Here is a 13,558-nt window from a genome sequence, read left to right on the forward strand (position 1 = left end):
CGCCCTCTTCCCCCTCCAGCGTTTCCCCAGCGATCGTCCTTTCTGGCTCAAGTGATTTTCATGCCCCTTTTCCAGGGGTGCTGATTTCCCGCCGTGATTTCACCGGGGAGGATCACGAGCCGGCTTGTGAGGAACCCGATTCCAGGGGCCGGTAGGGGTTGGGGGCCAAGTCGCGCATATCTAGCCTCGGCGCAGCGCTCCTGTTGACATCGATCACCGGCGACGCCGTGGGTTGGAGCGGAACACAGGTGGAGAGCGGGGACCGCGTGGGGGCGACGATGCACGAGGGTGGCACCGGCACGGCCGGCGCACGTCGAGGAGCGGAGGGAGCCGCCGGCCGCGGCGGACCCGTCGCCGTGATCGGCCTCGCCTGCCGACTGCCCGGCGGCCCCGACCCGGCCGCCTTCTGGCGCCTGCTCGGCGAAGGACGCGACGCCGTCGGCGAGGCCCCGCCCGGCCGCGCCCCCGCCACCGGACGCCCGGCCGGACACCTGGAGGACGTCGCCGGATTCGACCCGGCGTTCTTCGGGATCTCCCCGCGCGAGGCCCGGTCCGTCGACCCCCAGCAGCGGCTCGTCCTCGAACTCGCCTGGGAGGCCCTGGAGGACGCCGGGGTCCCCGCCGCCCGGCTGCGCGGCGAGCGGGTCGGCGTCTTCATGGGCGCCATGGCCGACGACTGGGCCGCGCTCACCGGACCCGCCGCCGCCCCGCCCACCCCGCACACCCTCACCGGCGTCAACCGCGGCATGATCGCCAATCGCGTCTCGTACACGCTCGGGCTGCGCGGCCCCAGCCTCACCGTGGACGCGGCCCAGGCGTCCTCCCTCGTCGCCGTCCACCTCGCCTGCACCAGCCTGCGCCTCGGAGAGTCCGCCGTCGCCCTCGCCGGAGGGGTCAACCTCAACCTCACCCCCGGCGGGACCCGGACGGCGGACGCCTTCGGCGCGCTCTCCCCCGACGGCCGCTGCCACACCTTCGACCACCGGGCCAACGGCTACGTGCGCGGTGAGGGCGGCGCCACCGTCGTCCTCAAACGCCTCGCCGACGCCCAGGCCGACGGCGACCGCGTGCTGTGCGTCATCCGGGGCGGCGCCGTCAACAACGACGGCGGCGGGGACGCCCTGACCATGCCCAGCGAGGACGCCCAGCGCGAACTGCTGCGCCTGGCCCACGCCGACGCGGGCGTCGACGCCGCCCACATCGACTACGTGGAGCTCCACGGCACCGGCACCCGTGCCGGCGACCCCGTCGAGGCGGGCGCCCTCGGCGCCGTGCTCGGCGCTGCCCGCCCGGCCGGGCAGCCCGTACCGGTCGGTTCGGTCAAGACCAACATCGGCCACCTGGAGGGTGCCTCCGGCATCGCGGGCCTGGTCAAGACCGCGCTCCTGCTCCACCACCGCCGCCTCGTCCCCAGCCTCCACTTCGAACGGGCCCACCCCTCCGTCCCGCTCGACAGGCTCAATCTGCGGGTCCTCACGGAGTCCGAGGAGTGGCCGCGGACCGGGCGTCCGCCGCTCGCCGCCGTCAGCTCCTTCGGCATGGGCGGCACCAACTGCCACCTCGTCCTCGAAGCGGCCCCGCCCGCCGGCCCGGAGGAGACCGGCCGAGGCCGGGCGGCCGCGGACCAGGAGGCGCCCGCCCGTCCGGCGGCCCCCACCGTCCTGCCCCTCACGGCCCGTTCGGCCGACGCGCTCAGCGCCCAGGCCGCCCGGCTCCACGGCCACCTGACCGACCACCCGGACGCCGCGCTCGCCGATGTCGCCCACTCCCTCGCCACCACCCGCACCGTCTTCGAACACCGCGCCGCCGTCCTCGCCGACGACCCGAAGGCGGCCCTCGCCGGGCTCGCCACCCTGGCCGGGAGCGGCGCCTCGCGCATCGCCGTCCGGGGGCTCGCGGGCGCCGGCGGGGTCTGCTTCCTGCTTCCCGGCCAGGGCAGCCAGCGGGCCGGGGCGAGCCGCGAGCTCTACGCCGCCCACCCCGTCTTCGCCCGTGCCTTCGACGAGGTCGCGGCGGCCCTCACGCCCCACCTCGACCACCCCGTCCAGGAGATCCTGCACGCCGAGCCGGGCAGCGAGCGGGCCGCGCTGCTCGACCGCACCGGCCACACCCAGCCCGCCCTCTTCGCCTTCCAGACCGCCCTGGTCCGTCTTTTCGAGCACTGGGGCATCCGGCCCGCCCTGCTCCTCGGCCACTCGGTCGGCGAACTGACCGCCGCCCACGTCGCCGGGGCGCTCACCCTGCCGGACGCCGCCGCCCTCGTCGCCGCCCGGGGGCGGCTCATGGAACAACTGCCCGAGGGCGGTGCGATGCTCGCGGTCGAGGCCGCGGAAGAGGAAGTCCTCCCGCTGCTCGACGCCTACGCCGGCGCCCTGTGCGTCGCCGCCGTCAACGGGCCCCGCGCCGTCGTCCTCTCCGGCGACGCCGCCGCCGTCCGCGACGCCCGGCGGCACTGGACACAGGCCGGGCGCCGCACCAAGACCCTGCGAGTCAGCCACGCCTTCCACTCGGCCCGCATGGACCCGATGCTGGACGCCTTCCGCGCCCGCGCCGAGGCCGCCGACCACCGCGCCGCCCGCATCCCCTTCGTCTCGAACCTCACCGGGCGGCTCGTCGGCGGCCCCGGGGACGAACAGCCGCTCGACGCCGACTACTGGGTCCGCCACGCCCGCGAGGCCGTCCGGTTCCACGACGGCCTGCGCACCGCGCTGGACCTCGGCGTCACCACGTTCCTGGAGATCGCCTCCGGCGCGCCCCTCGCCCCGATGGTCCACGCCTGCGCCGCCGACCGCGACGGCCGGGACCACGGCGTGGTCACCGTCCCCGCCCTGCGCCCGGGGCGCCCGGAGCACACCACCGCCCTCACCGCCGCCGCCCAGCTGTTCGTCCGCGGGGCAGAGGTCGACTGGGACACCGCGACCGGGACGGCGGGCGCACGACGCGTCCCGCTGCCGACCTACGCCTTCCAGCGCAGCCGCCACTGGCCGGAGCAGCCGGGTACGGCCGGGCACGACCCGGAGCCCGGTCCCCGGCCTGCCGCCGGCCCGGGCCCGCGACCGGAAGCCGCCGACACGGGCCGGACCCCCTCGCCGGCCGGCGGACCGGGCCCCGACCTCCACGACGCCGGGGCCGTCCTCGCGCTGGTCCGCAGGGAGGCCGCCGACGTCCTCGCGTACGGGGCCACGGAGGAGCTCCGCCCCGACCGCACCTTCCGCGACCTGGGGTTCGACTCCTTCATGGGGGTCGAACTGTGCACCCGGCTCGCCGCCGCCACCGGCCTCGACCTGCCCGCCACCCTGGTCTTCGACCACCCGACCCCGCAGGCCCTCGCCGACCACCTCACCGCCGCCGCCCGGCCCGCGGCAGCCGCTTCGCAGGCCGCTGCCGCGGCCGGCGCCGAGCACGAGCCGATCGCGGTCGTCGGGATGGCCGTGCGCGCCCCCGGCGGCGTCCGCACCCCCGAGGAGCTGTGGCGGCTGCTCGCCGCCGACGGCGACGCGATCGGCGGCTTCCCCGAGGACCGGGGCTGGGACCTCGACCGGCTCCAGGGTCCCGAGGGCGCGGCCACCCGCGAAGGCGGCTTCCTCCACGAAGCCGCCTGGTTCGACCCGGAGCCCTTCGGTATCTCGCCGCGCGAGGCGCTGGCCATGGACCCGCAGCAGCGCCTGCTCCTGGAGACCTCGTGGGAAGCGCTGGAGCGGGCCGGGATCGCCCCGGCCACGCTGCGCGGCCGGGCGGCCGGGGTGTTCGTCGGGGCGATCCCGCAGGAGTACGGGCCGCGCATGCACGAACCCTCCGGGGAGGCCGGCGGCTACCTCCTGACCGGCACCACCACGAGCGTCGCCTCCGGTCGCATCGCCTACACCTTCGGACTGCGGGGCCCGGCCCTCACCGTCGACACCGCCTGCTCCTCCTCGCTGGTCGCCCTCCACCTCGCCTGCCAGTCCCTGCGCCGGGGGGAGACCGCCCTCGCCCTCGCCGGCGGCGTCACCGTGATGGCCCACCCCGGCATGTTCGTCGAGTTCAGCCGGCAGGGCGGCCTCGCTCCCGACGGCCGGTGCAAGTCCTTCGGCGCCGGGGCCGACGGCACCGGCTGGAGCGAGGGCGCCGGCATGCTCGTCCTGGCGCGGCTCTCCGACGCCCTGCGCGAAGGGCACGAGGTCCTCGCCGTCGTTAGGGGCAGCGCGGTCAACCAGGACGGCGCCTCCAACGGGCTCACCGCCCCCAGCGGAACCGCCCAGCAGAGCCTGATCCGCGAGGCCCTGGCGGACGCCCGCCTCGCCCCGTCGGACATCGACGCGGTGGAGGCGCACGGCACCGGCACCACCCTCGGTGACCCCATCGAGGCCCGGGCCCTGCTCGCCACCTACGGCCAGGACCGCGACCCGGACCGGCCGCTGTGGCTCGGCTCGGTGAAGTCGAACATCGGCCACACCCAGGCCGCCGCCGGGGTCATCGGCGTCATCAAGATGGTCGAGTCCCTGCGCAGGGGTGTCCTCCCCCGCAGCCTGCACGCCGAGGAGCCGAGCCCCCACGTCGATTGGCAGTCGGGCTCCGTAGCCCTGCTGACCGAGGCACACCCGTGGCCCGCCGGGGACGCGCCCCGCCGCGCGGGCGTCTCCTCCTTCGGCATCAGTGGTACCAACGCCCACGCCATCATCGAGGAGGCACCGCCCGCGGCGGCCCGCGCCGCCGCCCCGGCGGCCGCCGCGGACGGCCCGGTCGTGCCCTGGCTCCTGTCCGCCGAGTCCGAAGAGGCTCTGCGGGCCCAGGCGGACCAACTCGCCGCCCACCTGCGCGACCAGGCCGAACCCCCGCCCCCCGCCGACGTGGCCCTCTCCCTGGCCACCACCCGCTCCGCGCTCCGTCACCGGACCGCCGTGGTCGGTGCCCACCCGTCCCAACTCATCGCCGCCCTCGCCCGGTTCCGCGCACACGAAGCCCACCCCGGCAGCGGCCCGGCGTTCCTCTTCACGGGGCAGGGTGCGCAGCGGGTCGGGATGGGGCGGGAGTTGTATGCCGCGTATCCGGTGTTCGCGGAGGCGTTCGATGCGGTGTGTGCGCGGGTGGACGGTGGGCTGGGCCGGTCGTTGAAGACCGTCGTGTTCGACGGTGAGGGTGCGGAGGGTGTTGGTCTGCTGGATCGGACGCGGTTCACGCAGGCGGCGTTGTTCGCGGTCGAGGTGGCGCTGTTCCGGCTGCTGGAGTCGTGGGGGGTGCGCCCGGACGCACTCCTCGGCCATTCGGTCGGGGAGATCGTGGCCGCGCATGTGGCCGGGGTGCTGGGTCTGGACGATGCGTGTGCGTTGGTGGTGGCGCGTGGGCGGTTGATGGATGCTCTGCCCGCGGGTGGGGCGATGGTGGCGGTCGAGGCGTCGGAGGACGAGGTCCGTGCGGCGCTGGTGGAGGGTGTTTCGGTCGCTGCGGTGAACGGGCCGCGGGCGGTGGTCGTCTCCGGTGCGGAGGCGGCGGTGGAGCAGGTCGCCGCCGCGCTCGCCGAGCGGGGCGCGCGTACGAAGAGGCTGACGGTCAGCCACGCGTTCCATTCGGTGTTGATGGATCCGATGCTGGAGGAGTTCCGGCAGGTCGCAAAGACGCTGACCTACGGGCCCGCTCGCATCCCGGTGGTGTCGAACCTCACCGGTGAGGTCGCCGGCCCCGAACTCTCGACGGCCGGTTACTGGGTGCGGCACGTGCGCGAGGCGGTCCGGTTCGCCGACGGCATCCGGACGCTCCACGACCGGGGGGTTACGCGGTTCCTCGAACTGGGCCCGGACGGTGTGCTCACCGCCATGGCGCAGAACACCCTCGCCGAGGCCGAGGGCGCCCTCTTCGCGCCCGTGCTGCGCAAGGGCCGCCCGGAGACCTCCTCGCTGGTCACCACCGTCGCCGACCTCCACACCCACGGCGGTGAGGTCGACTGGGCGGCCTTCTTCGCCGGGACCGGTGCCCGGCCGGTCGCCCTGCCGACGTACCCGTTCCAGCGCACCCGCTACTGGCTCGCCTCCCCGGCGTCGGCGCCGGCCGCGACCGGGCGGACCGGGGGCGGCGAGCGGTACCGGATCTCCTGGACGCCGCTGGCCGACCCCGCCGCCAGGCCGGTCCGGCGGCGGCTGGTGGTGGCGCCCGCCGGGCTCACCGACCCGGTGGCCCTCGCCGTGCCCGCCGCCCTCGCCCACGGTGAGGAGCGCGTCCAGGTCCTGGAGGTGGACGCCTCGGCGGGCCGTGCCGAACTGACCGAGGCGCTCCGGGCCCCCCTCGCGGCGGAGGAGACCGACGCCGTCGTGTCGCTGCTCGCCTTCCCCGGCACTCCCCGGGAGGACGGCGGCCACCTCACCGAGGGCGCCGAACGCACCCTCGCCCTCGTGCAGGCCCTCGGTGACCTGGGATGCGAGGCGCCCCTCTTCCCGCTGACCCGGGGCGCCGTCGCCGCCGGGCGCGCCGACACGTCCGACCACCCCGAGCAGGCCGCCGTCTGGGGTCTGGGCCACGTGGCCCGGCTGGAGTACCCCGCGGGCTGGGGCGGTCTCGTCGACCTGCCGGACCGCCTGGACGACCGGGCCGCCCACCGCCTGCGCGCCCTCACCGTCGCTCCGGCCCGGGAGGACCAGGTCGCCCTGCGCGCCTCCGGCGTCCTCGGGCGGCGGCTCGTCCGGGCCCCGGAACCCGCCACCGCGCCCGCTCCCGCCGCCGACCGCACCTGCGGCACCGTCCTCGTCACCGGCGCCACCGGAGCCCTGGGGACCGCGGTCGCCCGCGACCTGGCGGCCCGGGGCGCCGGCCACCTGCTCCTGCTGAGCCGCCGGGGAGGTGCGGCCCCCGGTGCCGCCGAACTCGCCGCGGAACTCCGCGAACTCGGCACGGAGGTGACGTACGCCGCCTGCGACGCGGCCGACCGGGAGGCCCTGGCCGCCGTCATCGCGGCGATTCCGCCGGAACGTCCGCTCACCGCCGTCCACCATGTCGCCGGAATCGTCGACGACGGTGTCCTGGAGGCCCTCACGCCCGAGCGGTTCCGTGCCGTGGCCCGGGCCAAGGCCGAGGCCGCGCACCACCTCCACGAGCTGACCCGCGAGCTGCCGCTCACCGCCTTCGTGCTCTTCTCCTCCGTCATGGGCGTCACCGGCAACCCCGGCCAGGGCGGCTATGCGGCGGCCAACGCCTACCTCGACGCGCTCGCGGCCCACCGGCGGGCCGCCGGGCTGACCGCCACCTCCCTCGCGTGGGGTCCCTGGGCGGGCGAGGGCATGGCCGCCGAGGGCGACGTCGCCGAGCGGCTGCTCCGCCGGGGGCTGGCCCCGCTCGATCCGCAGGCGTGCCTGGAGGTGCTGGACTCCGCCGTGCGCCACGGCGAGACCGCGCTCACCTTCGCCGACGTGCGCTGGGACCGGTTCGCGCGAGTGGTCCGCGGCACCCGCCCCCACCGGCTCCTCGACGAGGTAGCCGGTGCGGCCGAACCGGAGGAGATCGCTGCCGGTGCGGCCGGGAGAACCGACCTCGCCGTGCTCCCGCAGGCCGAGCGCGAGCGGACCGCGCTGCGCCTGGTGCGCGAGCTGGCCGCCGACGTCCTCGGCCACCCGGCCGCCGAATCGGTGCGCACCGGTGTGCCCTTCCGCGAGCAGGGGGTCGACTCGCTCGCCTCCGTCCAGTTGCGCGACCGTCTCGCCCGCGCGACCGGGCTGCGTCCGGCCGTCGGCGTCCTCTTCGACCACCCGACGCCGAAGGCGCTCGCCCGCCACCTGTGCGCGCTCGCCGCCCCCGCCGACGGCACGGCCGCCGCCCCGGCGCCCGCCGGGGCGGCCCCGGCGGCCCTCGACGACGACCCGGTCGCCATCGTCGCCATGGCCTGCCGCTACCCGGGCGGTGTCCGCTCGCCCGAAGAACTCTGGCGGCTGGTCGACGAGGGACGCGACGCCACCTCCCCCTTCCCCACCGACCGGGGATGGGACCTCGCCACCCTCCTCCACCCCGACCGCACCCGGCCCGGCGCCTCCGCCGTGGGCTTCGGGGGATTCCTGGACGGCGCCGGGGAGTTCGACCCCGCCTTCTTCGGCGTCTCCCCACGCGAGGCCGCCGCGATGGACCCGCAGCAACGGCTGCTGCTGGAACTTTGCTGGGAGACGCTGGAGCGCGCCGGGCTCGACCCGGAGGCGCTGCGCTCCTCCGACACCGGTGTCTTCGTCGGCGCCTCCCACCAGGACTACGGCCCGCGCCTGCACGACGCCCCCGAGGACGTCGCCGGATACGTCCTGACCGGCAGCGCGGGCTCCGTCCTCTCCGGACGGCTCGCCTACACCTTCGGCTTCGAGGGCCCGGCCCTCACCATCGACACCGCCTGCTCCTCCTCCCTGGTCGCCCTGCACTCGGCCGTCCGCGCCCTGCGCTCCGGCGAATGCGGGCTCGCCCTGGCCGGCGGCGTCACCGTGATGGCCACGCCCGGCGTCTTCGTCGAGTTCAGCCGCCAGCGTGGCCTCGCCCCCGACGGGCGCTGCAAGGCGTTCGCCGCCGGGGCCGACGGCACCGCCTGGGCGGAGGGCGCCGGCCTGCTCCTGCTGGAGAAGCTCTCCGACGCCCGCCGCAACGGCCACCAGGTCCTCGCCGTGATCCGCGGTTCGGCGGTCAACCAGGACGGCGCCTCCAACGGCCTCACCGCCCCCAACGGCCCCTCCCAGCAACGCGTGATCCGCCAGGCCCTGCGGGACGCCCGGCTCGGCGCCGACGAGGTCGACGCCGTCGAGGGGCACGGCACCGGCACAGCGCTCGGCGACCCCATCGAAGCCGAGTCCCTGCTCGCCACGTACGGGAAGCGGCCCGCGGACCGCCCGCTCCTGCTGGGCTCACTGAAGTCCAACATCGGCCACGCCCAGGCTGCCGCGGGCGTCGGCGGCGTCATCAAGATGGTCGAGGCGATGCGCCACGGCATCCTTCCCCGCACCCTCCACGTGGACCGGCCCAACCCGCAGGTCGACTGGGACGCGGGCGCCGTCCGGCTGCTGACCGGGGCGATGCCGTGGCCGGACGCCCCGGACCGCCCCCGCCGTGCCGCGGTCTCCTCCTTCGGCATCAGCGGCACCAACGCCCACGTCATCGTCGAACAGGCCCCCGTCCCCACCGCCCCCGAGCCCGGCCCGGCCGCGGCGCGGCCGCCCGCACCGGCCCCGCCCGGCCCCGTCGCCTGGCCGCTGAGCGCCCGGACCGAGGCGGCGCTGCGCCGCCGCGCCGCCGACCTCGCCACCTGGCTGTCCGGACCTGGCCGCGCCCTGCCCACCACCCGCACCGGGCACGCCCTCGCGACCACCCGCGCCGCCCTCGGCCACCGCGCCGTCCTCCTCGGCCGCGACCACGACGACTTCGCCACCGCCCTCGCGGCCCTCGCCGAAGGCCGCCCCGCACCGGGCCTCGTACGCGGCCGGGCCCGGGGCCGCGACCTGGCCTTCCTGCTCCCCGGACAGGGCAGCCAGCGCCTCGGCGCCGGACGCGGGCTGCACGCCGCCCACCCGGCCTTCGCCGACGCCTTCGACGCGGTCACCGCCGCCCTCGACCCGCACCTCGACACCCCCGTGCGCGACGTCCTGTGGGCCGACGAATCCGCCCCCGGAGCTGCGCTGCTCGACCGTACCGACCACACACAGGCCGCCCTTTTCGCCCTGGAGGTCGCCCTCTTCCGGCTGATCGAGGCGGAAGGCGTCCGGCCCGGTCTCCTCATCGGCCACTCCGTGGGCGAGGTCGCCGCCGCCCACCTCGCCGGGGTGCTCTCGCTGCCGGACGCCTGCGCCCTGGTCGCGGCCCGCGGCCGGCTCATGCACTCCGCCCCCGGCGACGGCGCCATGCTCGCGGTGGAGGCCACCGAGGAGGAGGTCGCCCCGCTCGTCGCCGCCGAGCCCGCCCGCCTCTCCGTCGCCGCCCTCAACGGCCCGCGCGCCACCGTCCTCTCCGGTCACCGCCAGGCGGTCGAGGAACAGGCGGCCCACTGGGCGGCCCGGGGGCGGCGGACCCGCCTGCTGCGCGTCTCGCACGGCTTCCACTCGCCGCAGATGGACCCGGTGCTCGACGCCTTCCGCGAAGTGGTCCGCGAACTCGACTTCGCCGAGCCCCGCATCCCCGTCGTCTCGAACGTCACCGGCGACCTCGCCGACCCCGCCCTGCTGCGCTCCCCGGAGTACTGGGTCACCCACATCCGCGCCACCGTCCGCTTCCACGACGGTGTGCGCGCCGCCCTGCGCCACGGCGTCGGCACCTTCCTCGAACTCGGAGCCGGAACCGTCCTGTCCGCCATGGCCCAGGAGTGCGTCCCCGAGCCCGGCTCCGCCTCCGGGGCCCACCGCCCGGTCTTCGTCCCCGCCCTCACCGGCGCCACCGACGAGCAGGACTCCTACGCCAAGGCCCGCGCCCTCCTCCACGCCCACGGCCACCCGGCGGACCCCGAAGCCCTCTACGGTCCCGGCCCCCATCCCCGCACCGACCTGCCCACCTACCCGTTCGAGAGGACCCGCCACTGGCTCACCGGGTCCGTCCCGGCCGCCGACGCCGCCACCACCACCGGTCTCCGGCCCACCGGCCACCCCTTCCTCGGCTCCGCGATCCGCCTCGCCGACGGCGGCACCCTCCTCTCCGGCCTCCTGCGCACCGCCGACCACCCCTGGCTGGCCGACCACCGGATCGCCGACCGGACCGTCGTCCCCGGCACCGCCCTCCTGGAGGCGGTCCTGCACGCCGGAGCCCTGACCGGCTGCCGGCATCTGGAGGAACTCACCCTGGAGACACCCCTGGTCCTCCCCGAGGAGGCCTCGGAAGGGGTACGCCTCCAGCTCACCGCTGCCGCCCCCGACCGGGACGGCCACCGGACCGTGACCCTCCACTCCCGGCCCGCCGCCGACGGGGACGCCACGGACGGGCAGGAGGAGACCGGGTGGACCCGGCACGCCGTCGGCCGGCTCACGACCACCGCCCCGGACGACCCGGCCGCCCCCGCCACCCGGCCGCCCGCCGACGCCCACCCCCTCGACCTCACCGCCCTCTACCGGCGCTTCACCGCCAACGGCCTCGACTACGGCCCCGCCTTCCACGGCCTGCGCGCCGCCTGGCGCCACGGCGACACCCTGTACGCGGAGCTCCGTGCACCCGAAGCGGCCGACGCCCCGCGACCCGGCTCCGGCTTCACCCTCCACCCGGCCCTCCTCGACGCCGCCCTCCACCCGGTCGGCCTCGGCACGCTGGACGGCGACACCGGCACCGGGCTGCTCCCCTTCTCCTTCACCGGCGTCCGCTTGTACGCGGCCGAGCCGGGCCCCCTGCACGTACGGATCGACCCCTCGGGCCCCGCCACAGTCGCCGTCCACCTCGCGGACGCCGCGGGCCGGACCGTCGCCGCCCTCGACGCCCTGGCCCTGCGCCCGCTCGCCGCCGACCGCGTCCGCGCGGCGGGCCGCGCCCCGGACCACGGACTCCACCGGCTGGAATGGGCCCCGGCCCCGCACCGGCCGCACACCGCCGCCGGCGCCGCCGGCACCGGTACGGACATCGCCGTCGTCGGAGCCTCCCTCGCTCCGGCCCTCGACGTCCCCGCCCACCCCGACCTGGCCTCCCTGCTCGCCACGGCCGACGCGGCCGCGCCCCGCACGGTCCTCGCCCACTTCCCGCCGACGGCACCCGAGGACGCCCACGTCGACGGCCTGCACCGCACGGCCGCCGCCGGGCTCACCCTCGTCCAGGAGTTCCTGCGCCACGAGGCGCTCGACGGCAGCCGCCTGATCGTCCTCACCCGGGGCGCCCTCGCCACGGCTCCCGGCGCCCCCGTCACCGACCTGGCCGGCGCCGCTCTGTGGGGCCTGCTCCGCTCCGCCCAGAGCGAGCACCCGGGCCGGTTCGTCCTCGTCGACGCACCCCTCGGCACCGACCTGTCCGTCCTGCCCGGCCTGATCCACGCCGCCGCCACCGAACCACAGCTCGCCCTGCGCGACGGCGCCCTCCTCGTGCCCCGCCTCACCCGGACGGCGGCCCCGGACGGCACCGCCGGGCCCGACGCCCAGCCGCCGCGCGGCGGCCCCGGCCTCCAGCGCGTCGAGCAGCCGCACCGCCCGCTCGACCCCGACGGAACCGTCCTCGTCACCGGCGCAAGCGGCACCCTCGGCGGGCTCTTCGCCCGCCACCTCGCCGCCGCCCACGGCGCCCGCCGCCTGCTGCTCGTCAGCCGCAGGGGAGCCACCGCCCCGGGCAGCGACCTGCTGCGAGCCGACCTCGAACAGCTCGGCGCCCACGTGGAGTTCGCCGCCGGAGACGTCGCCGACCGGGAATGGCTCGCCGCCCTGATCGACACCGTCCCCGCCGCCCGCCCGCTCACCGCCGTCGTCCACGCCGCCGGTGTCCTCGACGACGGCGTCCTGACCGCCCTCACCCCCGAACGCCTCGCCACCGTCCTGCGCCCCAAGGCCGACGCGGCCCTCCACCTCCACCACCTCACCCGCGACCACGACCTGGCCGCCTTCGTCCTCTTCTCCGCCGCCGCAGGCACCCTCGGCACCGCCGGACAGGCCAACTACGCCGCCGCCAACGTCCTGGTCGACGCCCTCGCCCAGCACCGCCGCGCCCAGGGCCTGCCCGCCCTCTCCCTCGCCTGGGGACTGTGGGCGCAGAGCAGCACCATGACCGCCCACCTCGACGAGGGAGCCGTCACCCGCCTCGCCCGGCTCGGCGTGCGCCCCCTCGGCACCGAGGCCGGACTCGCCCTCTTCGACGCCGCCCTCGCCACCGGCCCCCACGCCGACCCGCTCCACGTCCCCGCCGCCCTGGACCCGGGTGCGCTGCGCGGGCCGGCCGGCGCCCCGGCGATCCTCCGCGCCCTCGCACCCGTACCACCGCGCCGCCCCGCCGCCCCCGGCGCGACCACGGCACCGGGAAGCACCGCACCGGGAAGCACCGCACCGGGAAGCACCGCACCGGAGGCCGACAGCTACGCCGACCGGCTCGCCCGCCTCCACGGCGAAGCCCGCGCACAGGAACTCCTCACCCTCGTCCGCACCCACGTCGCCGAGGTGCTGGGCCACCCCGACGCCACGGCCGTCGACCCGGAAGCCGCCTTCAAGGAGCTGGGATTCGACTCCCTCGCCTCTGTGGAACTGCGCAACCGGCTCGGCGACGCCACCGGCCGACGCCTGCCCACCACCCTCGTCTTCGACTTCCCCACGCCCGCGCTCATCGCCCGCCACCTGGACGAGAACCTGCCCGGCGCGGCAACCCCCGAGGCGCCCGCGCCACCCGGCGCCCCCCTCACCGAGGACGGCTTCGACCGGCTCTGGGCCCAGCTCAGCGCGTCCCGGCACTCGGAGACGGAGTGGCCCCGGGCACGCGAACACCTCCGCGCCCTTCTCGCCGCTCCCGCGCAGGACCGCCCCGGCGCCCCCGCGGCTGCCGTGGCCCCCGAGCTCCCCGACGACCAGCTCGACACCGTCACGGACGAGGAACTCTTCGACCTGATCGACAAGGAGTTCGGCGACTGATGGAACGCAACGCTCCCGCCCCTCGACCGGTCCCGGACCCCCGAACAGCCTGCGGCAGGTGA

General features: G+C 76.9%; 1 protein-coding gene. It reads left to right on the plus strand.

The genetic code is table 11. From position 1 onward, the window contains the following. Positions 1-278: 278 nt before the first annotated feature. Complete coding sequence (locus tag C1708_RS35550; protein WP_198602353.1) at positions 279-13,496, plus strand: type I polyketide synthase; 13,218 nt, start codon at positions 279-281, stop codon at positions 13,494-13,496. Positions 13,497-13,558: the final 62 nt, after the last annotated feature.

Origin of the sequence: Streptomyces sp. DH-12, from assembly GCF_002899455.1 — a bacterium.
Lineage (GTDB): Bacteria > Actinomycetota > Actinomycetes > Streptomycetales > Streptomycetaceae > Streptomyces.

What these genes read in the sequence shown, in the direction of transcription:
- C1708_RS35550 (WP_198602353.1), top strand. Translation starts at nt 279, where the DNA reads ATGCACGAGGGTGGCACCGGCACGGCCGGCGCACGTCGAGGAGCGGAG.